General features: G+C 68.5%; 20 protein-coding genes. 11 read left to right on the top strand and 9 right to left on the bottom strand.

Translation table 11 applies throughout. The annotated features are described in order from the left end of the window. Window positions 1-12 precede the first annotated feature (12 nt). Window positions 13-2,061 carry a M3 family metallopeptidase gene (locus ACT6XY_RS00395; RefSeq protein ID WP_444746366.1) on the top strand — a complete coding sequence of 683 codons (2,049 nt, stop codon included), beginning with the start codon at window positions 13-15 and terminating at the stop codon, window positions 2,059-2,061. A gap of 13 nt (window positions 2,062-2,074) precedes the next feature. Here the strand turns inward: ACT6XY_RS00395 and ACT6XY_RS00400 are convergent, their stop codons facing one another. After that, entirely contained in the window at window positions 2,075-2,890 is an 816-nt protein-coding gene (locus tag ACT6XY_RS00400) for a S1 family peptidase (RefSeq protein ID WP_444746367.1), read from the bottom strand. 266 nt (window positions 2,891-3,156) lie between these two features. Between ACT6XY_RS00400 and ACT6XY_RS00405 the strand changes: the two genes are divergently transcribed. Beyond that, entirely contained in the window at window positions 3,157-3,834 is a 678-nt protein-coding gene (locus tag ACT6XY_RS00405; protein WP_444746368.1) for a response regulator, read from the top strand. A gap of 146 nt (window positions 3,835-3,980) precedes the next feature. Further along, window positions 3,981-5,573 carry an EF-hand domain-containing protein gene (locus tag ACT6XY_RS00410; protein ID WP_444746369.1) on the top strand — a complete coding sequence of 531 codons (1,593 nt, stop codon included), beginning with the start codon at window positions 3,981-3,983 and terminating at the stop codon, window positions 5,571-5,573. A gap of 29 nt (window positions 5,574-5,602) precedes the next feature. On the opposite strand, the gene ACT6XY_RS00415 is transcribed toward ACT6XY_RS00410, so the two are convergent. Both ACT6XY_RS00415 and ACT6XY_RS00420 read right to left on the bottom strand, forming a co-directional pair. Beyond that, a complete protein-coding gene (locus ACT6XY_RS00415) occupies window positions 5,603-6,430 on the bottom strand; it encodes a class I SAM-dependent methyltransferase (RefSeq protein ID WP_444746370.1) in 828 nt (275 codons plus the stop codon). 107 nt (window positions 6,431-6,537) lie between these two features. Next, a complete protein-coding gene (locus ACT6XY_RS00420; RefSeq protein ID WP_444746371.1) occupies window positions 6,538-7,236 on the bottom strand; it encodes a winged helix-turn-helix transcriptional regulator in 699 nt (232 codons plus the stop codon). Between the two features lie 199 nt (window positions 7,237-7,435). Here ACT6XY_RS00420 and ACT6XY_RS00425 point away from each other — a divergent pair, with 199 nt between their 5' ends. Further along, the gene (locus ACT6XY_RS00425; RefSeq protein WP_444746372.1) at window positions 7,436-8,410 is read left to right on the top strand and encodes an MBL fold metallo-hydrolase; all 975 of its coding nucleotides are present in this window, start codon (window positions 7,436-7,438) and stop codon (window positions 8,408-8,410) included. A gap of 37 nt (window positions 8,411-8,447) precedes the next feature. Here the strand turns inward: ACT6XY_RS00425 and ypfJ are convergent, their stop codons facing one another. Beyond that, on the bottom strand, window positions 8,448-9,353 hold the full coding sequence (gene ypfJ / locus ACT6XY_RS00430; protein ID WP_444746373.1) for a KPN_02809 family neutral zinc metallopeptidase: 906 nt from the start codon (window positions 9,351-9,353) through the stop codon (window positions 8,448-8,450). Between the two features lie 228 nt (window positions 9,354-9,581). On the opposite strand from ypfJ, the gene ACT6XY_RS00435 reads away from it, so the two are divergent. From ACT6XY_RS00435 to ACT6XY_RS00455, 5 genes are all read left to right on the top strand, one after another. After that, window positions 9,582-10,742, top strand: coding sequence for a site-specific DNA-methyltransferase (locus ACT6XY_RS00435; protein WP_444746374.1), 1,161 nt, complete (start codon window positions 9,582-9,584; stop codon window positions 10,740-10,742). 91 nt (window positions 10,743-10,833) lie between these two features. Continuing rightward, window positions 10,834-11,832, top strand: a complete 999-nt coding sequence (locus ACT6XY_RS00440; RefSeq protein ID WP_444746375.1) for an efflux RND transporter periplasmic adaptor subunit — start codon at window positions 10,834-10,836, stop codon at window positions 11,830-11,832. Further along, window positions 11,829-13,064, top strand: coding sequence for an ABC transporter permease (locus tag ACT6XY_RS00445; protein ID WP_444746376.1), 1,236 nt, complete (start codon window positions 11,829-11,831; stop codon window positions 13,062-13,064). Before ACT6XY_RS00440 ends, ACT6XY_RS00445 begins: the two co-directional genes overlap by 4 nt. After that, complete coding sequence (locus ACT6XY_RS00450) at window positions 13,061-13,777, top strand: ABC transporter ATP-binding protein (protein ID WP_444746377.1); 717 nt, start codon at window positions 13,061-13,063, stop codon at window positions 13,775-13,777. Before ACT6XY_RS00445 ends, ACT6XY_RS00450 begins: the two co-directional genes overlap by 4 nt. A gap of 64 nt (window positions 13,778-13,841) precedes the next feature. Further along, window positions 13,842-14,171 (top strand): hypothetical protein, encoded by a 330-nt coding sequence (locus ACT6XY_RS00455; RefSeq protein ID WP_444746378.1) that lies wholly within the window; start codon window positions 13,842-13,844, stop codon window positions 14,169-14,171. Window positions 14,172-14,174: 3 nt separating this feature from the next. On the opposite strand, the gene ACT6XY_RS00460 is transcribed toward ACT6XY_RS00455, so the two are convergent. From ACT6XY_RS00460 to groES, 5 genes are all read right to left on the bottom strand, one after another. Then, window positions 14,175-15,746 carry a TRAP transporter large permease gene (locus ACT6XY_RS00460; RefSeq protein ID WP_444746379.1) on the bottom strand — a complete coding sequence of 524 codons (1,572 nt, stop codon included), beginning with the start codon at window positions 15,744-15,746 and terminating at the stop codon, window positions 14,175-14,177. Next, complete coding sequence (locus ACT6XY_RS00465; protein ID WP_444746380.1) at window positions 15,746-16,432, bottom strand: TRAP transporter small permease subunit; 687 nt, start codon at window positions 16,430-16,432, stop codon at window positions 15,746-15,748. Before ACT6XY_RS00465 ends, ACT6XY_RS00460 begins: the two co-directional genes overlap by 1 nt. Window positions 16,433-16,525: 93 nt before the next feature. Beyond that, window positions 16,526-17,650, bottom strand: a complete 1,125-nt coding sequence (locus ACT6XY_RS00470; RefSeq protein ID WP_444746381.1) for a TRAP transporter substrate-binding protein — start codon at window positions 17,648-17,650, stop codon at window positions 16,526-16,528. 512 nt (window positions 17,651-18,162) lie between these two features. Beyond that, complete coding sequence (gene groL, locus ACT6XY_RS00475; protein WP_444746382.1) at window positions 18,163-19,803, bottom strand: chaperonin GroEL; 1,641 nt, start codon at window positions 19,801-19,803, stop codon at window positions 18,163-18,165. 55 nt (window positions 19,804-19,858) lie between these two features. Continuing rightward, entirely contained in the window at window positions 19,859-20,149 is a 291-nt protein-coding gene (gene groES / locus ACT6XY_RS00480; RefSeq protein ID WP_106749553.1) for a co-chaperone GroES, read from the bottom strand. Window positions 20,150-20,368: 219 nt separating this feature from the next. On the opposite strand from groES, the gene ACT6XY_RS00485 reads away from it, so the two are divergent. Together ACT6XY_RS00485 and ACT6XY_RS00490 are read left to right on the top strand one after the other, a co-directional pair. Further along, on the top strand, window positions 20,369-20,884 hold the full coding sequence (locus ACT6XY_RS00485; protein WP_444746383.1) for a MarR family winged helix-turn-helix transcriptional regulator: 516 nt from the start codon (window positions 20,369-20,371) through the stop codon (window positions 20,882-20,884). A 97-nt stretch (window positions 20,885-20,981) separates the two neighbouring features. Next, window positions 20,982-23,330 (top strand): putative bifunctional diguanylate cyclase/phosphodiesterase, encoded by a 2,349-nt coding sequence (locus ACT6XY_RS00490; protein WP_444746384.1) that lies wholly within the window; start codon window positions 20,982-20,984, stop codon window positions 23,328-23,330. Window positions 23,331-23,404 lie beyond the last annotated feature (74 nt).

Genomic DNA, 23,404 nt, shown 5'->3' on the forward strand with positions numbered 1-23,404 from the left:
CACATTGCGCCGATGACCCAGAGCACCGACAACCCGTTCTTCCGCCCCTGGACCACGCCGTTCGGGATCGCGCCCTTCACCGAGATCACGATCGACGACTATCGCCCTGCCTTCGAGCGGGCGCTGGCGGAGCATCGCGCCGAGGTGGAGGCGATCGCCACCAATCCGGACGCGCCGAGCTTCGCCAATACGATCGACGCGCTGGAGACCGGCGGCCACGCGCTCGACCGGCTGTGCGGCGTCTTCTACAACCTCGCCGGGTCTGACGCGACGGAGGCCATCCAGGCGATCCAGCGCGAGATGGCACCGCTGCTGGCGCAGCATTCCAACGCCATCACCCTCGACGCCCGGCTTTTCGCCCGCGTCCGGGCGCTCCATGAGCGACGCGACCACCTCGGGCTGAGCTCCGAGCAGATGCGGGTGCTGGAGAAGACCTACAAGAACTTCGTGCGTGGCGGTGCGGCCCTCGACGCCGAGGGCAAGGAGCGCATGCGCGCGGTCACCGAGCGCCTCGCCACCCTCGGCACGGCCTTCGGGCAGAACGTGCTGAAGGACGAATCCTCGTGGTCCCTCGACCTGTCGGAGGCCGACGTCGCGGGCCTGCCGGACTTCCTCAAGGCGGCGCTGGCCCAGGCAGCCAAGGACCGCGGCCGCGAGGGCTACGTGATGACCCTCGGCCGCTCCATGGTCGAGCCCTTCCTGACCCTGTCGCCGCGCCGGGACCTGCGCGAGACGGTGTTCAAGGCCTGGGTGAAGCGCGGCGAGATGGGCGGAGAGACGGACAACCGCGCCATCGTCGCGGAGACCGTGAGGCTGCGTATCGAGCGGGCGAAGCTGCTGGGCTATCCGACCTTCGCCGCCTTCAAGCTCGACGAGACCATGGCCAAGACGCCGGATGCCGTGCGCGCCCTGCTGGAGCGCGTCTGGAGCCGGGCCGTGGTGCGCGCCGGCGAGGAGAAGGCGGATCTGTCCGCCATCGCCCGCGGGGAGGGCATGAACGAGGCGATCCAGCCCTGGGACTGGCGCTTCTATGCCGAGAAGGTGCGCCAGAAGCGCTACGCCATCGATGAGGCGGCGCTGAAACCCTATTTCCAGCTCGACCGGATGATCGAGGCGGCCTTCGCCGTGGCGACGAAACTGTTCGGCGTCACCTTCCGCCGCCGCGACGACGTGCCGGTCTACCACCCCGACGTGCGCGCCTACGAGGTGCTGCGCGGGGGCGAGCATGTCGGCCTCTTCCTCGGCGACTATTTCGCGAGGTCCACCAAGCGCTCGGGTGCTTGGATGAGCGCCTTCCGCAGCCAGGAGAAGCTGTCGGGTCCCGTGCGGCCGATCATCGTCAACGTGATGAACTTCGCCAAACCCCCGCAGGGCCAGCCCGCTCTCCTCTCCTTCGACGATGCGCGCACCCTGTTCCACGAGTTCGGTCACGGGCTGCACGGCCTCCTGTCGGACGTCACCTATCCGCTGCTGTCCGGCACCTCGGTGGCGCGCGACTTCGTCGAGTTCCCCTCCCAGCTCTACGAACACTGGCTGGAGCGCCGCGAGGTGCTGTCCGAGTTCGCCGTCCATGCCGAGACCGGCGAGGCCATGCCGCAGGCGCTGATCGACAAGCTCACCGCCGCCCGCACCTTCAACCAAGGCTGCGCGACGGTGGAATATGTCTCCTCAGCCCTGGTCGATCTCGGCTTCCACTCGCTGGATGCGGCGGAGGGGATCGACCCCATCGCCTTCGAGGCCGAAGAGCTGAAGCGCATCGGCATGCCCGAGGGGCTGGTCATGCGCCACCGCACGCCGCATTTCGCCCATGTGTTCTCGGGCGACGGCTACTCGGCAGGCTACTACAGCTACATGTGGTCGGAGGTGCTGGACGCCGACGGCTTCTCGGCCTTCGAGGAGACGGGCGACCCGTTCGATCCGGTCCTCGCCCGGCGTCTCGGCGATTATGTCTACGCCGCCGGCAACAGCCGCGATCCGATGGAGGCCTATGTGGCCTTCCGCGGCCGCGAGCCGGATCCGGAGGCGTTGCTGGTGAAGCGGGGGCTGGCGACGGCGGCGTGAGCCGGCGCCTCGCCTATTGCCGCATCTCGACCGCGCCGCCGAGCGGCGCGTTCCAGCCGGCCGCGGTCTCGCGGACCCAGGAGACGTAGTCCTTCACGGGCACGAAGATCGGCGTCGAGGTGCACTCGCGGCCGGGATCGGTGGTGCCGCCCTTCAGCACGCCGACCACCGTGAAAGTGCGGCCGGTGCGCCGATAGACGGGCCCGCCGGAATCTCCCACGCACATCCCGGGGCGCTGCTGGCCGTCCTCGCCGGTGAGGCCTGCGAAGCCGCGGCCGGGAACGCTCGGCTCCGAAGTGCGCATCAGGGCCTCGCGCAGGACGCCGTCGCGCGAGCGCGACCGCTCCGTCGAGCCGAAGCCGGCGATGATCAGTTCCTCGCCCGTGGGCCGTCCTGCGAACCAGGCGACGCCCCATCCGGACGGGGGCAGGGCAGCGGGCCGCGCATCGGCGCCGAAGGGGCGGGCCACCTGGATCAGGCCGACGTCGTCGGAGGCGAAGCCATGGCGGGGGTCGAAGCCGGGATGGGCGGCGGTGCGCTTCACCGCCACCGCGACGCGGCGGAAGGAGCGGTCGAGGTAGCGCACCCGGTAACGGCCGCCGGCCGAGACGCAGTGCGCCGCCGTCAGGACCAGGTCGGCCCCGACGATGGCGCCGGTGCAGATGCCCTCCGGCGTCTCGATGAGGACGGTGGAGCGGCGGGTGCCGTTGGGGTCGCGGGCAGGCTCGCCGCGCATGACCGCGGCCGCCTCGCCGACGCCGGCGAGAAGGGCGACAGCCGCGAGTGCTGCGATCGCCCGTCGGGGACTAACGATACCGAGCCGCACCATGAAACACCTCTTCAGGTCGCGCCCCCCGGCCCCTTCGCCGGTCTGCTCATCCTTAACAGACCCCTGCGTCAGGCCCCGTGTCAATCGGTGGTTGCCGCACCGCATCTTTTTTCCCGCGCGGGCGTCGATGCCAGGGCGCCGGCGGGCGAGGTCGCCGTCGATCCGTCAGCCTCATTGCGGCCTTGTGTTGTGGCGGGCAAGGGGCGACAATTCGTCCGAGGCGGCGCGCCAGAAAGCCGCAGTGAGGCAACACCGGGGTGAGCGGCGTGGACACCGCACTTTCGACCTATCGTATCGTCATCGCCGACGACCATCCCCTGTTTCGCGGCGCCCTGCGGGAGGCCGTGGCCGGCCTGCCGCGCCAGCTCACCATCGCGGAGGCGGGCTCCTTCGCCGAGATGCAAGAGATCGTCGGCGCCGATCCGGACGTCGACCTCGTGCTCCTCGACCTGACCATGCCGGGCGTCAAGGGCTTCTCCGGGCTCATGTACCTGCGGGCCCAGCACCCCGGCGTGCCCGTGGTCATCGTCTCCGCCACCGAGGATCCGGACGTCATCCGCCGCTGTTTCGAATTCGGCGCTTCGGGCTTCATCCGCAAGACGCTGGGCACGGAGGAGATGCGCCAGGCGGTGCAGACCGTGCTGGACGGCGGCAGCTTCGTGCCCTCCGACGTCGATCTGTCGGCGAGCCGGGACTCGGAGAGCGCCAAGCTCGCCGCTCGCCTCGCGAGCCTGACGCCGCAGCAGGTGCGGGTGCTGATGATGCTGTCGGAGGGGCTCCTCAACAAGCAGATCGCCTACGAGCTCTCCGTCTCCGAGGCGACGGTCAAGGCCCATGTCTCGGCCATCCTGACCAAGCTCGGGGTCGACAGCCGCACCCAGGCGGTCATCGCCGCCTCGAAGATCGCCGGCGAGGGCTGGCCGGGGCAGGCGCTGAACGGCTGAACGGTTCCCGCCGCCCGTTTCGCGCAAAACCGTTTGCCATCGGGTAACGACCTCACGAGGTCTGCTCGCCCCGGTCGTATTCGGGCAAGGGGATCGCGTCATCGTCCTCTCTCGCGCGGCGTGGGTCCGCGGCAGGGAGATGTGCGATGCGCATGGGTGTCTTGACCGCCGTCGTGGGGGCCGTGGTTCTCGCGGGCCTGGTGCGGGCACAGCCGCTGCGCCTGGCTCCGGAAATGCTTCCGATGGTTCTGGCGCCCTTCGTCCAACCGGGCGCGTCGGTCGGAACGATACGGCAGCGCACCCCGCCCGCCTTCCGCCACCTGGACGCCAACGGCGACGGACGGGTCGACGCGGCCGATCTCGCCCTGCACGACGCCTCGTACCTGGCGGCCGTGCGTGCGGCGGCCGCCAGCCGGATGATGCAGGCCGATCTCGACGGCGACGGTTTCGTGACCGAAGCCGAGCTCGCGACGAAGCTCGCCTTCGAGCAGCGCCTTCTCGACGGTCCCCGGCGCGCGCAGGTGGAAAGGCAGCGGGCGGAAAGCCTGCGCCAGTGGACCGCAGCCGACAAGGACGGCGATCGTCGCGTCAGCTGGAGCGAGGCCGCCGCGGCGGTGCCCCAGCGACCGGCCGCGACCTTCCCGGGCACCGCTCAGGTGGGTGGTCTGCTGGCGGCGGTCGGCCGAACCGGCGGCGCTCTCACGGAGGAGGAGTTCACGACCCTCGTGGAGACGGCGGTGCGGACGGTCGATACGGACGGTAACGGCACGATCTCCCAGGAGGAGTTCGCCGCCTATCAGCGGCAGGCCTCCGAGGTGCGCCGACGATCCGCGCCGACGCAGGCCGGGCCGGCCTGCAACCTGCCACGGGCGAGCGAGGCCGCCGAAGTGATGTTGATCTCCGGTTACGAGGGTGACGCCCTCTCCACCGCGACCATCGGATCGCAGGACGTGGTGACCCGCACCGCGGCCATCCATGTCGCGCCCGGTCGCCAACCGCTCTACCTCGTGCTCGCGACCCACACGCCGACGATCTGGCGCTTCACCGGCGCCGTCGACCGGCTGGAGCGCGTCGTCCTGTCGTCGAACAGAGCCGCGGCCCCCCAGGCGGCGCCTCTCGTAGGGGCGGTCGGTCTTTCGGCTGACCGGGTCACCTTCGTCGCACGCGTGAACTGTCTGCGGTATTTTTCGGAGCTTCCCTCCGGACAGGCGGCCGTGGCGGCTGCGGTGGTGCGGGCCGAAACGGGCAAGGAGCCGGGCGTCGTGGCGGGCCGCTACGCCATCTCCCTCGTCGACCTGGCGTCGGGGACGTTCAGGAGCGCGGCGCCGCCGCCCAGCGAGGAAATCATTCGCGAGTGGGCGGGATCGCCCGGATCCGACGCGCCCGCCGGCACGGCGGCGATCGCTGCGGTGCGCCGCGAGTTCGACCGGTTCTACGGCGGCGGGCTCGTGCGGATCGACCCGGCGCAGACAGTCTCCAGCCTGCCGGCCGCGCCCTATGAGGTGCTCCCTGCGCAGGCTGGCCTGATGCAACTGCTGATGCGCGGCGCGCTGGGCACGAACGGCTCCCGGGAGTTCCTGATCCGCGAGCGCATCCGGTTTCCCGCCGGGCTGCACGGCGGGCATTCCGTCCGTTTCCTCCTGCTGCGCGGCGTGCCGGTGCCGGAGGGCAGTCCCGGCCATTCCTGCGTCATCAGCGAAGAGACGGGTGCGACCACCAATGGCGGGCCCCGCTGCTGAGCGCAGGTGGGCCTCCGGCGGCCTTCCGCCTATCGCCTGATGACGACGACCTCGAGATAGTCGCTGGGGATCACGACCGTGCCGTCGTCGGCGACATTGGCCCTCCCAACGAGGGCGAGGAGGTCGGCGGCGAGCGCCGCCTGGCCCTCGGCCGGCAGGGCGCCGAAGGCCTTGAGCACGGGGCCGTACCAGGTGCGGAACACGTCCAGCCAATGGGCCGGCGAACGGTAGCGGAAAGCGAAGGTGCGCTCGGCGATCCGCACCTCGCCCTCGGCGCCGAACAGCGTCTCCAGCCGTGCGGGCGTGCCCCACAGGGCTGGCGAGGGCGCGCCGGCCGGCGGCGGAACATGGCTGCCGATCACCTTGAACACCTGTCCGATGAAACCCGACGGCGTCCAGTTGGCGAGGCCGATCCGACCGCCAGGCTTGCAGACACGGACGAGTTCCGCCGCCGCCTTCTCCTGATCGGGTGTGAACATCACGCCAAAGGTGGAGATCACCGCGTCGAAGGCGCCGTCCGCATAGGGAAGGTTCTCGGCGTCTGCCGTCTCGGTGCGGATGGTCATGCCTTCCGCGACGGCGCGCAGGTGGGCCTTCTGCAGCAGGTCGGGGACATAGTCGGTCGCGGTGACGTCGCACCAGCGGCGGGCCGCTGCCAGGGACGCGTTGCCGTTGCCGGCGGCGACGTCGAGAACCGTGCTGCCGGCGCGCAGATCCATCGCCTCGCAGAGCGTCTCACCGACGATCTGCAGCGTGGTTCCCACCACCGCATAGTCTCCCGACGACCAGGCGGCCTGCTGCCGGGTCTTCAACGCGGCGAGGTCGAGCACGACGGGCTGGGTCAATGTCGCTTGCATGATGGCGGTCCTCCGGACGGATGCGACGGTGATGGTGCGTCGCGCCTCAGAAGGCCGTGCCCTCGGCCGGGCCGCCTAGTGTAGAAACTGGAGTGCTCCGGTACAGATTATGGAGCGGCCGGGCAGGCGCCGGCATAGGAGCTGCGCACCATCCAGGCGGAGATGGTGCGGCTGAGCTCGGGCGCGCCGACTAGGGTGATCCTCTCGCGCGCCACTTCCGCCGCAAGGCTGGACAGGCCCATCCAGGCCGAGGTCATGGCCTTCAGGTCGGCGGTGACGAACAGGTCGACCGCATGGCCCGGGTCGGTGGAGCACAGGTCCACGGGCCGGTCGGGCTTGGCGACGAGCCAGTAGTTGCGCTCCTCGCGCGGCAATTCGGGATAGACGAACTGGATGACGCTGCGCCGGTCTGGCGGGAGGGCGCCGACCTCGATCTTGCGGCGCATGTTCCACATCAGGAGGCGCGCATCGAGCTTCTCGAGCGTGACGTCGGCGTCGAGGTTGCGGTGCGCCCATTGCCCGAAGGCATGGACGATCGGCTCGAGCTCCCGGGCGACGGCGGTCGTGGTGTAATGGATCTCGCCGGTCGCCGCGTTCTTCTCGCGCAGCACCAGTCCGCGCTGCTCCATGTCCTTGAGCCGCTTCGACATCAGGGTCGGCGACATGCCGGGGACGCCGCGGCGGATCTCGTTGAAGCGGGTCGAGCCTGCCCACATCTCGCAGAGCAGGAGAAGGGTCCAGCGCGGTTCGAGCAGTTCGCAGGCCTTCGCCACCGGACAGAACTGGTTGTAGCCGTCGCGGGTCATGGTGTGCTCCCGCCCGGAGGCTGCGCCCTAAACGACCGCAAGTCGAGGCCCGGGTGGTGGCGTCGCACCGGGCGGTCCCCATCCCGCGTTCGGCGGATGGCTGGCCTGTGCCTTCGCGCTTGCCACCCTCAGACAGCTCCTACCACAATGCCCGACCGCCCCGGTGGAGGGCGGATCCAAGACAATTCGGGAGGATATGATGCCTGGTCTTCAGTCCAGACGCGACGCACTGTCTTTGGGCCTCGGATTCGCCGCCGCGGCGGCCCTGCCGGCGGGCTCCGCCGTCGCGCGGGCGCCCAAGCTCAACAGCCAGGCGCCCTATTTCTACCGCTTCGGTTTCGGCGAGGCGGAGGTCTCCGTCGTCTCCGACGGGCCGCTGCCGCTCGGCGATCCTTCCGAGTCCTTCCTCGGCGTGCCGAAGGAGGAAATCCGCGCCATGCTGAGCCGGAATTTCCTCAATCCCACCGCCGTGACGCTGGAGCAGAACATCCCGGTGGTGAATTTCGGCGACCGGCTCGTGCTGTTCGACACCGGCATGGGCACATCCCAGGCCTTCGGCCCGACGACGGGGCGGCTCATCAAGTCGCTGGGCGAAGCAGGCATTCGCCCCGGCGACATCGACGCCATCTGCTGTTCCCATGCCCATATCGACCACATCGGCGGCATCGTCGGTGCCGACGGCAAGCCGCTCTTCCCCAATGCCGAGGTCTGGCTGGCGCAGTCCGACTTCGACTTCTGGACCGACGAGGGCAAGCTCGGCTCGCCGGCCAAGGCCTTCGTCGAGCACGCCCGCAGGAACCTCCTGCCGGTGCGCGACCGCATCAAGTTCTTCCGCGACGGGCAGGAGTTCCTCCCCGGCATCCAGGCGATCGCCGCGCCCGGCCATACGGTCGGCCACACGATCTTCATGATCTCCTCGGCGGGAAAGCAGTTCTGCTTCATGGGGGACCTCACCCATCACCAGATCCTGCTGCTCGAGAAGCCGCTGATGGAGTTCGCCTACGACAGCGATCCCAAGCAGTCGGCGCAGACGCGCGTCAGGCTTCTCACCATGCTGGCGGAGAAGCAGGTGCCGGTGATGTCCTATCACTTCCCCTGGCCGGGCTTCGGCCACCTGGCGAAGGCCGGCGACGGCTTCCGCTACTTCGCCGAGCCGATGCAGATGGTCAGGTGAAGACCGGGGCGGCGAGGGGTGTGAGCGCGCCTCGCCGTCACAGCTCCCGCGCCTGGAAGGTGTTGCAGCTCGACACCTGGCCGCTCCTGAGGCCGGTCATGAACCAGCGCTGGCGCTGGGCCGAGGAGCCGTGGGTGAAGCTGTCGGGCACCACATAGCCCTGGGAGCGGCGCTGCAGCATGTCGTCGCCGATGGCGGCGGCGGCCTGCATGGCCTGGCGCACGTCCGCTTCGTCGATGAAGCGGTACTGCTGCTGGGTGTGGTAGGCCCAGACGCCGGCGAAACAGTCGGCCTGGAGCTCGACGCGCACCTGCAGCGCGTTGCTGTCGCGCTCGCTGCCCGAGGCGCGCTGGGCCTGCTGCACGCGGGTCAGCACGCCCATCAGGTTCTGCACGTGGTGGCCGACCTCGTGGGCGACGACATAGGCATAGGCGAAGCGACAGGCATTGTCGCCGCCGGTGCAGCCGCGGAACTTCGTCGCGAGCTCGCGGAAGAATGAGGTGTCGAGATACACCTTGTTGTCGTTCGGGCAGTAGAAGGGGCCCATCTCCGACTGGGCGGCTCCGCAGCCCGAACGGGTGCGGGCGTTGAACATGACGAGGCCCGGCGCCTGATAGCGGCGGCCCGCCTCCTGGAAGATCTTCTGCCAGGCGTCCTCGGTGGAGCCGAGGACGGCGGCGACGAAATCGCCCATCTGGTCGGTGGGACGGCCGCCCTGCCGGGCGGGAGCCTGCTGCTCCACCTGGCGCTGGCTGCCGCGGGTGACGGCCTCGTAGCCGCCGACGAGGACAGCCGGATTGATGCCGGTGATGTAGGAGATGAGGCCGACGACGATCATGCCGCCGATGCCGATGCCGGCGGGGCCGCCGGGAACGCCGCCACCGCCACCCCCGCCGCGACGATCTTCGATGTTGTCGGAACGGCGCAGATCTTCCCAACGCATGGTGTCAACCCCTCACATGCGGCGATCATGCCGCTGCGGTCCGGGAGGTGCAACTCCCGGCGCGGGCGCGGGTTTCACGGCTGCGTCCCCCGTTGCGGGACGCCATGTTTACCAATCGGTGACAGAATAATTCGGCAGTCGAGGCCGTGGTTTAAGTGTCCCTTTACTCTACCGGGCCAATCTCGCGGGCGTTGCGACACCCTAGTTTTGCGTATCGAGTGCCGCCTGATGCTGTTGACGTCGAACGGAACTGCCCGATCTGGTGACCGCGTACGGGCGGTCCGTTCGCCTTCGCTCGCCCCGGACCAGGGGCTCGGCCTCTCGGGCCGGATCATCCTCGGCGATTGCATCGCCGCGCTGAACGACCTGCCGGCGGCCTCCGTCGACATGGTCTTCGCCGACCCGCCCTACAATCTCCAGCTGCAGGGCGAACTGCACCGCCCCGACGACAGCCGCGTCGACGCGGTGACCGACGACTGGGACCAGTTCGAGAGCTTCGCCGCCTACGACGCGTTCACGCGCGCCTGGCTCACCGCCGCCCGGCGGGTGCTGAAGCCGAACGGCTCCCTCTGGGTGATCGGCTCCTACCACAACATCTTCCGCGTCGGCACGGCGCTGCAGGACCTCGGGTTCTGGGTGCTCAACGACGTCATCTGGCGCAAGGCGAACCCGATGCCGAACTTCCGCGGCCGCCGGTTCACCAACGCCCACGAGACGCTGATCTGGGCCTCGCGCGACGCCAAGGCCCGCTACACCTTCAACTACGAGGCACTGAAGGCCGGCAACGAGGACGTCCAGGTCCGCTCGGACTGGTTCATCCCGCTGTGCACTGGCGAGGAGCGCCTCAAGGACGAGGCCGGCCGCAAGGTCCATCCGACGCAGAAGCCGGAGGCGCTGATCGCCCGGGTGCTGCTCGCCTCGTCCAAGCCCGGGGACGTCGTCCTCGATCCTTTCTTCGGCTCCGGGACTACCGGGGCCGTTGCCAAGCGCCTCGGCCGCCGGTTCATCGGGATCGAACGCGATCCCGCCTATGCGAGAGCGGCCGAGGCGCGTATTTTGTCCGTGGAGCCGCTGGCGGAGGCCTCGCTCGCCGCCTTCACCACCGCGCGGGAGGCGCCGCGTGTCGCCTTCGCCTCGCTTGTCGAGCGCGGCATGGTGGCGCCGGGAACGGTGCTGACCGACGAGAAGGGCCGTTTCCAGGCCATCGTCCGCCCCGACGGCTCGCTGATGGCGGGGCCGCAGGTCGGCTCCATCCACAAGATCGGCGCGCTCGTCCAAGGCGCCCAGGCGTGCAACGGCTGGACCTTCTGGCACGTCAACGACAACGGCCGCCTGTCGCCGATCGACGCTCTTCGCGCGCGCATCCGCGAGGAGATGGGCGCCTCCTGACCCGCATCGCCCGATCGACCTGACGCCGATCAAGGCGGGACCCCATATGGTCCTGCTAGGATCACCTTCTGTGTGGTCCGGAAGGCTTGCGATGAAACTGCGCTCCTGGTTGATCCTGCTGCTGATCGCGGCCGCCATCGGCGGTGCTGTCTTCTGGCGCTATGGCCGTGGGGCCGAGATCCAGCTGCAGGCCGTCGGGCGCGGCACGGCCGCCGAGATCGTCTACGCGACCGGCGTCGTGGAGCCGGTACGCTGGGCCAAGATGGCCTCCATGGCGCGCGAGCGCATCGTCGCCCACTGTTCCTGCGAGGGGCAGACGGTGAAGGAGGGGGACATGCTCGCCCGCCTCGACGACCGGGAGGTGCGCGCCAATCTCGCCGAGCAGCATGCCCGCCTTGCGCTCGCCCAGCGCGAGGTGGACCGGGTGAGCCAGCTCATGCAGCGCGGCGTCTCCACCCAGCAGGCCTATGACAAGGCCACCGCCGACCTCGCGCAGATGCGCGCCCTGGTCGCGGCCACCAACGAACGGCTGGGAAACTACCAGATCCTCGCGCCGCGCGACGGCGTCGTGCTGCGGCAGGACGGCGAGGTCGGCGAGATCGCTGACGTCGGCCAGATCCTCTTCCGTGTCGGCGACCCGCGCCCTCTCCAGGTGACCGCCGACGTCGCGGAGGAGGACATTCCCCGCGTCAGGACCGGCCAGGCGGTGCTGCTGCGCACCGATGCCTTCCGGGACCGGCCTCTCGCCGGCACGGTGCGCGACATCACGCCGATGGGTGACACGGCGACCAAGACCTTCCGCATCCGCATCGCCCTGCCCGACGACACGCCGCTGCATTTCGGCATGTCGGTGGAGGCCAACATCGTCGCCCGCGAGGCGAAGGACGTGCTGCTGGTGCCGAACGAGGCGATCATCGGCGGCGCCGTCTTCACGGTCGATTCCGGACGCATCGTGCGCCGCCCGGTGCAGACCGGCATCCGCGGCACGCGGCTGACCGAGGTCCGCTCCGGTATCGCCGAGGGCGACCGCATTGCGGTGCCGGCCGAGGCGCGCTGGCGCGGCGGCGAGCGCGTGCGGGTCAGCCCATGAACCTCGTCGTCGACATCGCCTGGACGCATATCGCGGCGCGCCTCCGCCAGACGGTCGTCGCCGTGCTAGGCGTCGCCATCGGCGTCGGCTTCTCCATCATGATGGCGGCCCTGATGCAGGGCTCGCAGGATGATTTCGTCCGCACCCTCGTCAATGCCATGCCGCACGTCGCCATCAACGACGAGCGGCGCGAGGCGCCGCGCCAGCCGGCGGAGGAGGCCTTCGACGCGGCGCAGATCCGCGGCCTCACGCCGGCGACGCGACGGCGCGGCATCAACAATCCGATCGCGACCATCGCGGCGCTGGAGAGCTGGGTGCCCGGTGCGGTGACGCCTTCGGTCCAGGCGCGCGGCATCCTGCGCTACGGCGGCAAGGACGTGACCTCGGTCATCGTCGGCATCGACCCGGTGCGCGAGCCCCGCGTGTCGCAGCTCGTCAACCACCTCCGGCAGGGCTCGCTCCCGGCCCTCTACCGCGCCACCAACGCCATCATCCTTGGTGACCGGCTGGCCGAGAAACTCGGGGCCCGCATGGGCTCGAACATCTCCATGTCGGCCGGGACGGGAAAGGTGATGACCGGCCAGGTGGTCGGCATCTTCCGGTCCGGTGTCAGGGCGGTGGACGAGGGCACGTCCTATGTCCTCATCAAGACGGCGCAGATCCTCGCCGAGCAGACCGGCCTCATCAACGAGATCCGCATCCGCCTCAACGACCCGATGAGCGCCAGAGCGGTGGCCGACCGGATCATCGCCGACACGGGGCTTAAGACGATCTCGTGGCAGGAGGCCAACGAGGACCTCATGTCGGCCTTCGTCGTCCGCAACATCATCATGTACACGGTGGTGGGCGCCATCCTTCTGGTCGCCTCCTTCGGCACCTACAACATCATCTCGACCATCACCTTCGAGAAGAGCCGCGACATCGCGATCATGAAGTCGCTGGGGCTGACGCAGTCCACCGTCCGGCGCATCTTCATCCTCGAGGGTCTCGTCATCGGCCTCGCCGGTGCGATCGCCGGATCTGTGCTCGGCTTCGCGCTGACGCAGCTCATGCTGTCCATCGAGATCCGCACCGGCTTCACCGACGCCACCCGGCTGCCGCTGATCGTGGCGCCGCTGCACTACGCGATCGCCGGGGGCATTGCCCTCGCCTCGTCCGCCATCGCCGGCTTCTTTCCGGCGCGCAAGGCTGCCCGGGTCCATCCCGTCGAGATCATCCGGGGCGCGACGTGACCGGCCCCCTTATCGAGACGCACAAGGCGACCCGTATCCTGGCCGGAACCGTGCCGGTGACCCTGGTCGCCGACATCGACCTCGCCATCCACGAAAAGCAGTTCGTGGCGATCACCGGGCCTTCCGGCTCCGGCAAGTCCTCTCTCCTCTATCTCCTCGGCCTTCTCGACGTGCCGACCAGCGGCGAGGTGCTGGTGAGGGGCGAGGATACCAGCCTGCTCCACGACGACGACCGCGCCAGGATCCGGCTGGAGACGCTGGGCTTCATCTTCCAGTTCCACTTCCTGCTGCCGGAGTTCACCACCACGCAGAACGTCATGCTGCCGATGCGGGCGCTCGGAAAACTGACGGCCCGGCAGATGAAGGAGCGGGCGGAGGGGCTTTTGGCCTCCCTCGGCCTCGAGGACCACCTCGCCAAGCGGCCCGACCAGCTCTCGGGCGGTCAGCGCCAGCGGGTGGCGGTGGCACGGGCACTCGCCAACGATCCGCCCGTCATCCTCGCCGACGAGCCCACCGGCAGCCTCGATTCGAAATCCTCCGAGCAGGTGTTCCAGATCCTGCGCGACCTCGTCGACCGTGACGGGCGTTCCGTGGTGGCGGTGACCCATGCCATCGACCTCGCCGAGCGGATGGACCGCCGCGTCCACCTCGTGGACGGGCGGATCGTGTCCGACGAGATGCGCGCCGGGGCGCCGGTGCGAGAGCCGGCCTGAGGGCCGCCGGCATGATGGCGCCACGGTTCGCGGCTAGTCGGGCAGGGCTGAACAGGAGGTTTCCATGCGTCTCGCCCTCTTCTCCACCGCCGTCGCGGCCGCGCTCCTCGTCGCGGCTCCGGGCCCGTCGGGCAGTGCTTCGGCGCAGCAGCCGCCGCGAGCGACAGGCCCCTCCCATCCCGCCTTCCAGGCGGCGATGCGGCGTTGCCGTCGCGAACTGCCGGTAGCGCGGCGCTTCATTGGCCTGCCGCGGGAGACGGTCGAGGCGCGCTACCGCGCCCCGCGTGCCCTGATCGTGCGCTACTGCGCGGTCTGCACCCGCGACTACCGGCCGAACCGCCTGACATTCGGCCTGGACGAGCGGAGCATCGTCCGCGGTGCCTCCTGCGGCTGACGCCTAGCGGTAGAGCACCGAGGGCAGCCACAGCGCGATGCCGGGGAAGGTGTAGACCACCACCATGCAGCCGACGACGATGAAGATGAAGGGCATCACGCCGGAGAAGATCTGGTTGATGGTCACGTGCGGCGGCGCGACCCCCTTCAGGTAGAAGGGCGCCATGGCCACAGGTGGCGACAGGAACGACGTCTGGATGTTCAGGGCAATGAGGATGCCGAAGAACAGCGGGTCGATCTTGAACGTCTCGAGGAGCGGCAGGAAGATCGGCACGAAGATCACGATGATCTCCGTCCATTCCAGCGGCCAGCCCAGCACGAAGATGATCACCTGCGCCAGGATCATGAACATGGTCGGCGACAGGTTGAGCATGGCCACGAAGGCCTTGATCGGCTCGTGCCCGCCGAGGATGGCGAAGATCGACGAGAAGATGAAGGAGCCGACGAAGAGCCAGCAGACCATGGCCGAGGTGCGGGCGGTGAGGAACACCGATTCCTTCAGCTTGACGAAGCTGATGGAGCGGTAGGCGGCGGCCAGCAGGACCGAGCCCATCGCGCCGACGGCGGCGGCCTCGGTCGGCGTGGCGATACCGAAGAAGATGGCGCCGAGGACCGACATGATGAGCAGGGTCAGCGGGAAGAAGCTGCGCGCCAGTTCCTTGAACACCGCTTTTCCGAGGATCAGCAGCAGCACGAAGCCGATGGCGCCGGCGCCGAGGATCACGTGGGGCAGCCTGTCGGGAACGGTGTAGTCGATCTCGCGTGGTGTCGCGCCGGCCGGCGTGGTCATGACGCGGAACATGTTCAGCAGCCATTCCAGACCGTAGACCACCGCATAGGCGACCGGCACGGCGAGCAGGATGATGGCCACGTACTTCACCAGCGCCATCTTGTCCTTCTCGAAGTCGAAGCCCAGCGGCATGCGCTGTTCCTTCGGCAGCTTCGGCGCCAGCGACGGGTTCATCATGCAGCGGACGATGACGTAGAGGATGTAGAGCGTGGCAAGCAGCAGGCCGGGCAGGAAGGCGCCGGCATAGAGCTTCGGCACCGAAACGCCGGCCGTGGCACCGTAGAGGATCAGCATGACGCTCGGCGGAATGAGAATGCCGAGACAACCTCCGGCGCAGACCACGCCCGCGGACAGGCGCTCGTCATAGCCGGCGCGCAGCATGGCGGGGAAGGCGAGCAGACCCATCAGCGTGACCACCGCGCCGACGATGCCGGTGGCGGTGGCGAAGATGGTGCAGGTGACGAGCGTCGTCACGGCGAGCGAGCCAGGCAGTCCGCCGATGGCGAGCTGCACCGAGTTGAACAACCGGTCGAGGATGTTCGCCCGCTCGATGATGTAGCCCATGAAGATGAAGAGCGGGATGGCGACGAGGACGTCGTTGGTCATCACCGAATAAGTGCGCTGGACCACGAGGGCGAAGACGATGTCGCCCTGCGCCGCGTAGCCGAACATCACGCCGAGCGCCATCAGGGTGAAGGCGATGGGGAAGCCGAGCATGATGAAGATGACGAAGAGGACGAGCATGAGCACGCCCAGTTCGGGATTTCCGATGGTGATGCCGAACATCAGGCGGCCCCTTTCGTCTTGGCCGCCTCGGCCTGCTCGAGAATGATCTTTTCGGTCTCCTCCACGTCGTGAAGGCGCGGAGGCCAGTCGCCGGTGCGGATGCACAGCACGCAGCGCACAACCTCGGCGAGGCCCTGGATCAGCATGAGGCCGCCAACGAGGGGAATGAGCGACTTGAAGGGGAAGACGTAGGGGCCGTTCGGCGAGTTCGCCGAACGCTCGAAGATGAACCAGGAGAAGTTGGCGAAGGTGAAGCCGGCGTAGCAGAGCGCGAGGATGCCGGGAAAATAGAAAATGAAGTAGAGGGCGAGGTCGAGCTTCGCCTGGGTCCGCGGCGGCCATTCCCGGTAGAGGAAGTCACCGCGCACATGGCCGTTGCGGGCGAGCGCATAGGGCCCTGCCAGCATGAACAGCACGCCGTAGAGCATGTAGCTCACGTCGAAGGCCCACATGGTCGGGGCCTGCAGGATATAGCGGGCGAAGACCTCGTAGCAGATCGCGAGGGTCAGGACGACGATGGACCAGGCGGCCGTCTTGCCGATGATCGTGGAGACGTCGTCAACGGCGAGAAGCAGGGCCATCAGCCGGTCGGTACCGGCGCGGCGCATCATCAGCCAGAGGATCGCAGCGCAGGCCAGCACCCAGCTGCCGAGCAGCATGGAGAGAAAAAGCGGATTGGGCGCCATCGGTATGTCCAGGCACGGTGCAGGAAGGGATGGCGACCAGCGCCGCCGACGACGGGGAGGCGGCGGTGGTCCGCCGCCTCCGCGCGCTGCGGATCAGGAACCGCCGAAGAAGTGCGTGTAGGACATCTCGCGGGACGGGGTGTTGACCCGCTCGTATCCGACCGTGCGCTGGGCCCAGGCGCGCTGGCTGTCGATCACCTTCTTGAAGAAGGGGTTCTCGGCCGAGAGGCGCGCCACGACCTTGTCCCAGGCCTCGAGCTGGGCCTTCAGGATAGCGTCCGGCGTCTTGATGACGTTGACGCCACGGCCGCGCAGGGCGGCGAGGTCCTTGGAGTAGCGGTCGAGCGCCTTCCAGTACATGTCGGAGGAGGCGGACTCGGCGGCGTACTTGAGGATCGCCTTCTGCTCGGCGCCCATGGCGTCGTACTTGGCCTTGTTGAAGATCACCTCGAAGGCCTCGGCCGACTGGTGATAGCTCTGCAGCATGTAGGTCTTCGACACGTCGGCGAAGCCGAGGATCGAGTCCGAGCTCGGATTGTTGAACTCGGCGCCGTCGATGAGGCCGCGCTCCAGGGCAGGCACGATCTCGCCGCCGGCGAGGATGGTGACCGCCGAGCCGAGCTCGTTGAACAGGTCCGCGGCGAGGCCCACGGTGCGGTACTTGAGGCCCCGAAGGTCGCTCGCCTGGGTCAGCTCGCGCTTGAACCAGCCGAGCGGCTGGCACGGCATCGGGCCGGTGAGGAAGCCGACGACGTTGACGCGGGTGATCTGGGTCAGCAGCTCGTTGTAGAGGTCGTAGCCGCCGCCGTAGTTCATCCAGCCGAGGAAGTTATGGGCGTCCCAGCCATAGGCGGGCGGGGTGCCGAACAGGGAATAGGCCTTGTTCTTGCCGAACCAGTAGGCGGTGACGCCGTGGCCGCCGTCGAGAATGCCGGCATGGACCGCGTCCTGGAGCTGGAAGGCGGGAACGACGGCGCCGGCCGCGAGCACCTCGAGGCGCAGGCGCCCGCCGGAGATGGCGTTCACCCGGGTGGCGTAGTCGTTGCAGAACTCGTGGAAGATGTCGCGCTGCGGCCAGGTGGACTGGAAACGCAGCGCCACGGTCTGGGCGTTGGACACGTTCGGGGCGGCGACGGTGGCCGCGGCGGTGGCGCCGGCGAGAGCGAGAAAGCGGCGGCGGTCGGACTTCGGCGTCGCCGAAGCAGGGGTGTCAGTCATGGGGCGTCTCCTCTTGCGACGTCATGCCCTTATGGACGGGCGCGTTTAGTGTCGCTGGGAGCAGAGACTGATGCACTGCGTCAAAAGGTCAAGTGCAAGCTTCGACGCAGCCACCCCTGTCTTGTGTCCCGGCCGCACAGGACTTTCTCCGTCCTGGACAGGAAACGGCTGGCTGCCGGCTGGGGCCGGTATCGTGGTGGTGGCGCGGATGACCATCGAGACGGGCGCCGCGCCGCGCGCCTTCCGTAACGGATCCCTGTGCGGGGATCAGACTTCCGTGCGGCCTGCTCGCGCCGGGCTTTCTCCCGCCAGGTCGCGTGACGGGCGGCACCAACGAAAAGGGGCGCCTCGCGGCGCCCCTTCCGACAATGAGCCTGGATGGCTGGATCAGAAATCCATGCCGCCCGCGCGCGCCGGGCTTGCCCGACTCGCGCCGCTTCAAGCCATGGGCGGCACCAACGAAAAGGGGCGCCTCGCGGCGCCCCTTCCGACAATGAGCCTGGATGGCTGGATCAGAAATCCATGCCGCCCATGCCGCCGCCGCCGGGCATGGCCGGAGCAGAGGATTCCTTCTTCGGCGACTCGGCGATCATCGCACCCGTGGTGATGAGCAGCGAGGACACCGAAGCGGCGTTCTGGAGAGCGGTGCGCACGACCTTCATCGGGTCGACGATGCCGGCCTCGAACATGTCGACATACTCTTCGGTCTGGGCGTTGAAGCCGAAGGTGGGCGACTTGTTCTCGAGCACCTTGCCGACGACGATCGAGCCCTCGACACCGGCGTTCTCGGCGATCTGGCGGATCGGAGCCTCGATGGCCTTGAGCACGATGTTGATGCCGGCCTGAACGTCGGCGTTCTCCGACTTCAGCTTGGCGACCGCCATCTTGGCACGCAGGAGAGCGATGCCGCCGCCGGGGACGATGCCCTCGAGGACAGCCGCGCGGGTCGCGTTGAGAGCGTCGTCAACGCGGTCCTTCTTCTCCTTCACCTCGACCTCGGTCGAGCCGCCGACCTTGATCACGGCAACGCCACCGGCGAGCTTCGCGAGGCGCTCCTGCAGCTTCTCACGGTCGTAGTCCGAGGTGGTCTCCTCGATCTGCGCCTTGATCTGGCCGATGCGGGCCTCGATGTCCTTCTTCTTGCCGGCGCCGTCGACGACCGTCGTCTTCTCCTTCTCGATCAGCACCTTCTTGGCGCGGCCGAGCATGGCGAGGGTGACGTTCTCCAGCTTGATGCCGAGGTCTTCGGAGATGACCTGGCCGCCGGTGAGGATCGCGATGTCCTCCAGCATGGCCTTGCGGCGGTCACCAAAGCCCGGCGCCTTCACGGCGGCAACCTTCAGGCCGCCACGCAGCTTGTTGACGACGAGCGTGGCGAGAGCCTCGCCCTCGACGTCCTCGGCGACGATGATCAGCGGCTTGCCGGTCTGCACGACGGCCTCGAGAACCGGCAGCATGGCCTGGAGGCCAGCGAGCTTCTTCTCGTGGATCAGGATGTAGGCGTCCTCGAGGTCGGCCACCATCTTGTCGGCGTTGGTGATGAAGTAGGGCGAGAGGTAGCCGCGGTCGAACTGCATGCCCTCGACGATGTCCACCTCGGTGTCCAGCGACTTGGCTTCCTCGACGGTGATGACACCCTCGTTGCCGACCTTCTGCATCGCGTTGGCGATCATCTCGCCGATCAGCGCGTCACCGTTGGCGGAGATGGTGCCGACCTGGGCGACTTCGGCCGAGGACTTCACCTTCTTGGCCGACTTCTCGAGCGCCTTGACGACCTCGAGAACGGCGATATCGACGCCGCGCTTCAGATCCATCGGGTTCATGCCGGCGGCGACGAACTTGGCGCCTTCCTTCACGATGGCCTGGGCGAGCACGGTGGCGGTGGTGGTGCCGTCGCCGCCGAGGTCGTTGGTCTTGGAGGCGACCTCACGGACCATCTGGGCGCCCATGTTCTCGAACTTGTCGGCGAGCTCGATCTCCTTGGCGACGGTGACGCCGTCCTTGGTGATGCGCGGGGCGCCGAAGCTCTTCTCGATGACGACGTTGCGACCCTTCGGGCCGAGCGTGACCTTCACGGCCTCGGCGAGGATGTCGACGCCGCGCAGCATCTTCTCGCGCGCGTCCTGGCCGAATTTCACGTCCTTGGCAGCCATTGTGGCTTACTCCTGTCGGAATGAATGGAATGGGTGGGGAGGAGCGGTTCGCGACTTACTTCGCGATCACGCCCATGATGTCGCTCTCCTTCATGATGAGGAGGTCGACACCGTCGATCTTCACTTCGGTGCCCGACCACTTGCCGAACAGCACCTTGTCGCCCTTCTTGACGTCGAGCGGGACGAGCTTGCCGGCCTCGTCGCGGCCACCCGGGCCAACCGCCAGGATTTCACCCTCCTGCGGCTTCTCCTTGGCGGTATCCGGGATGATGATGCCACCCTTGGTCTTCTCTTCGCCCTCGAGGCGGCGGACGACCACGCGGTCGTGCAGCGGACGGAACTTCATGGATCTGGTGTCCCTGACATGAGCGGCCCCCGGGGCCGCGGAAATGTTTGGCGGCCCGTCGGCCGGGGCTGTTAGCACTCACCTCACGTGACTGCTAATGCCCGCCGTCGAGATAGTCCGGGAGGTATCGGGAGTCAAGGACCGAACGATCTATGGTTAAACGGGCAGCCCGACCCCACATGTCTTGACGCGGGACCTCTCGCGCCGGATCGTGACACCATGACGACGGTGACCAGCCAGATGCACAAGCCCACACCCGCCTCCGGGCCGGCGCCCTGCGGCGCTCCCGACGAGGCGACGGTCAACCGCATCGCCAGGTCCTGCATCTGCTACCAGACGCGGATGACGGCCCATGCCGTGACGCGCGCCTACAACCGGGCACTCGCCCCCCTCGGGCTCGAGGTGACCCAGTTCAACATCCTCGCCGCCCTGGCGGTGGCGAAGACCAACTCGGTGACGGCGCTGTCGGAGGCGCTCGCCCTCGACCGGACGACGATGACGCGCAATCTGAAGCGGCTGGAGGCGGCGGGTCTCGTCAGCGTCTCCACCGGCCAGGGACGGGCGGTGCGCCCGGCGCTGACGGAAGGGGGCGCCGCGCTGCTCTCGGCCGCCATCCCCCTGTGGGAATCCGAGCACGTGAAGATGGAGGAGGCGGTGGGTGCCGACGTCTGGGGCCGCACCCGGGACGGGCTCCGTGCCATCCGTCGATCCGTGACGGACGGTCGCTGCGGCTGACCGCCGGCACCGGGCAGCAGTCCGCAATCGTTTGAGTGTTTCTTAAGTGCCGTTGGGTCAGGGTGCTGGTGGTATTTTGCTGCCGCCGGAGACCTGTGTGACGCCCTCCTCGTCCCTCACCCATATCCGCGACGCCTGGGAGGGCTGGCGCAAGGACGTGCCCAACGAGCCTGCTTCCGAGGGGCGGATCCGCGCGGCGCAGATCCATGCGGTGGCGCGGTTCTCGCCGCTGACCATGGCGGCCAACCTGATCAACGCCGGCGTCGTCGTCTTCCTGGTGCGGGAGGAGGCCAACCCCTTCGTTCTCGCCGCCTGGGCGCTCACCATCCTGGCGGTGGTGGCGACGACGACCCGGGCGTGGTTCCTGCGGCGCGGCCGGAAGCCGCGGATGCACGCCTCGGCCCGCGCGATCCGCCGGGCCACCTATCACGCCGCGGCCCTGGCGGCGCTCTGGGCCGTCGTCCCGGTCCTCTGGTTCGGAAGCGTCTCGGCCGAGGACCAGCTGGTCATCGCCTGCCTCGTCACCGGCATGATCTGTGCCGGTGGCTTCGCGCTGGCGACCATTCCCTCGGCCGCCTACGCCTATGTCGGCATCCTCGCGGCCGGATCGGTGGCTGCACTGCTTGAGACCGGCAACGGCTACGTCATCTTCCTCACCCTGCTGCTGCTCGCCTATGCCTGGATCGTCGTGCAGAGCGTCGCCAACTCCTCGCGTCTGTTCAGCGAGCGGTTCCGGGCCGAGGCGAGCCTGAAGGAACGCGGCGAGATCATCGAGCTGCTGCTGAACGAGTTCGAGCAGCACGGATCGGACTGGCTCTTCGACACCGACGCCGGGTTCGCCGTGGTGCAGCACTCCGCCCGCTTCGGCGAGGTCGCGGGGGTCGACGGCCAGTCGCTGGTCGGGCGGCGCATCGTCGACATGGCCGATGAGGAGACCGGCCAGGCCCTGCGCCTCGCCATCGCGAAGCGGCAGCCCTTCCGCGACCTCGACATCCAGGTGGAGATCGCCGGCGAGCCGCGCTGGTGGTCGCTGACCGCCAAGCCGCTCGTCGACGAATCCGGCTGGCACGTCGGCTGGCGCGGGGTCGGTTCCGACATCACCGACCGCAAGCTGGCGAGCCAGAAAGTGGTCTGGATGGCCCGCACCGACATGCTCACGGGGCTGCCGAACCGCACCCGCTTCCGCGAGCTGGCGGCGCTTCGTCTCGAAACGGCGCGGCGCAACGGCAACAGCTTCGCGCTGGCCTGCCTCGACCTCGACCAGTTCAAGGCGGTGAACGACACGCTGGGCCATCCCGTCGGCGACGCCCTTCTGATGGCGGTGTCGCGCGACCTCGGCGACCTCGCCGAGCAGGGCGTGGTGTTCGGCCGCTTCGGCGGCGACGAGTTCGGCATGGTGATGAGTGATTTCGCCCGCCGCGCCGACGTGATCGAGCTCGCCCGGCGCATCATCGCCCGCATCAGCCGCTCCCGGACCATCGACGGCGCGCGCATCACAGTGGGCGCCAGCATGGGCATCGCCTTCGGATCGGGCGAAAACGATACGGTCGACGACCTCATCCGCAATGCCGACCTCGCGCTCTACCGGGCGAAGGACAACGGCCGCGGCGTGGTGGCGGTCTTCGACGACACGATGCACCAGGAGGCCGAGGAGCGTCGGCTGCTGCAGGAGGACCTGCGCGCGGCCCTCGACGGCAACCAGCTGCGGCTCGCCTACCAGCCGATCATCGACATCCGCGCCGGCGCCATCGTCGGCTTCGAGGCGCTCCTGCGCTGGCAGCACCCGCAACGTGGTCTTCTCTCGCCGGACGCCTTCATTCCCATCGCCGAGGAGTCGGGCCTGATCGAGCCCATCGGCGCCTGGGTGCTGAAGCGCGCCTGCCTCGACGCCGCCGCCTGGCCGAAGCCGATCCGGGTGGCGGTGAACATCTCCCCGGCCCAGTTCGGGTCCGCCATGCTGCTCAGCCACGTGGCCCAGGCGCTGGCGGCCAGCCATCTGCCGGCGGACCGGCTGGAAGTCGAGATCACCGAAGCCCTGTTCATGAACCAGATGGCTGAGAGCGGCCGCTTCCTCGCCGACATGCGCACGCTCGGCATCCGCATCGCGCTCGACGATTTCGGAACCGGCTTCTCCTCGCTCGGTTACCTCACGCGCTTCCCCATCCAGAAGCTGAAGATCGACCGTTCCTTCGTGTCCGGCTCGGCCGATCCGGAGAACCGCAGGGCGGTGGTCGAGGCCATCGTCGGCATCGCGACGAGCCTCGGCTTCGTCACCACCGCCGAGGGCGTGGAGACGGCGGCCGATCTCGCCTGGGTGCGCGAACTCGGCTGCGACCAGGCCCAGGGCTACTATTTCGCGCGGACCCTGTCGGCCGAAGCCGTGTCCGGCTTCATCGCCGGATTTGCCGACGAGTTCGGCGGGGTCGGCAGCCAGGCGGCGGCCTGAGCCCCGGCCGCCCCGTTGACCCCCACGGTTCCGCCTCGTATCGTGCAATTACACGATGCGATCCCTGGAGACCG

The sequence above is a fragment of the Phreatobacter sp. genome (assembly GCF_052440005.1).
In the GTDB taxonomy this organism is placed as follows: domain Bacteria; phylum Pseudomonadota; class Alphaproteobacteria; order Rhizobiales; family Phreatobacteraceae; genus Phreatobacter.

Bases quoted from the DNA above. Each gene is read 5' to 3' on its own strand.
- ACT6XY_RS00395 (WP_444746366.1), top strand. From the start codon at position 13: ATGACCCAGAGCACCGACAACCCGTTCTTCCGCCCCTGGACCACGCCG.
- ACT6XY_RS00400 (WP_444746367.1), bottom strand. From the start codon at position 2,890: ATGGTGCGGCTCGGTATCGTTAGTCCCCGACGGGCGATCGCAGCACTC.
- ACT6XY_RS00410 (WP_444746369.1), top strand. From the start codon at position 3,981: ATGCGCATGGGTGTCTTGACCGCCGTCGTGGGGGCCGTGGTTCTCGCG.
- ACT6XY_RS00415 (WP_444746370.1), bottom strand. From the start codon at position 6,430: ATGCAAGCGACATTGACCCAGCCCGTCGTGCTCGACCTCGCCGCGTTG.
- ACT6XY_RS00420 (WP_444746371.1), bottom strand. From the start codon at position 7,236: ATGACCCGCGACGGCTACAACCAGTTCTGTCCGGTGGCGAAGGCCTGC.
- ACT6XY_RS00425 (WP_444746372.1), top strand. From the start codon at position 7,436: ATGCCTGGTCTTCAGTCCAGACGCGACGCACTGTCTTTGGGCCTCGGA.
- ypfJ (WP_444746373.1), bottom strand. From the start codon at position 9,353: ATGCGTTGGGAAGATCTGCGCCGTTCCGACAACATCGAAGATCGTCGC.
- ACT6XY_RS00435 (WP_444746374.1), top strand. From the start codon at position 9,582: ATGCTGTTGACGTCGAACGGAACTGCCCGATCTGGTGACCGCGTACGG.
- ACT6XY_RS00440 (WP_444746375.1), top strand. From the start codon at position 10,834: ATGAAACTGCGCTCCTGGTTGATCCTGCTGCTGATCGCGGCCGCCATC.
- ACT6XY_RS00445 (WP_444746376.1), top strand. From the start codon at position 11,829: ATGAACCTCGTCGTCGACATCGCCTGGACGCATATCGCGGCGCGCCTC.
- ACT6XY_RS00455 (WP_444746378.1), top strand. From the start codon at position 13,842: ATGCGTCTCGCCCTCTTCTCCACCGCCGTCGCGGCCGCGCTCCTCGTC.
- ACT6XY_RS00460 (WP_444746379.1), bottom strand. From the start codon at position 15,746: ATGTTCGGCATCACCATCGGAAATCCCGAACTGGGCGTGCTCATGCTC.
- ACT6XY_RS00465 (WP_444746380.1), bottom strand. From the start codon at position 16,432: ATGGCGCCCAATCCGCTTTTTCTCTCCATGCTGCTCGGCAGCTGGGTG.
- ACT6XY_RS00470 (WP_444746381.1), bottom strand. From the start codon at position 17,650: ATGACTGACACCCCTGCTTCGGCGACGCCGAAGTCCGACCGCCGCCGC.
- groL (WP_444746382.1), bottom strand. From the start codon at position 19,803: ATGGCTGCCAAGGACGTGAAATTCGGCCAGGACGCGCGCGAGAAGATG.
- groES (WP_106749553.1), bottom strand. From the start codon at position 20,149: ATGAAGTTCCGTCCGCTGCACGACCGCGTGGTCGTCCGCCGCCTCGAG.
- ACT6XY_RS00485 (WP_444746383.1), top strand. From the start codon at position 20,369: ATGACGACGGTGACCAGCCAGATGCACAAGCCCACACCCGCCTCCGGG.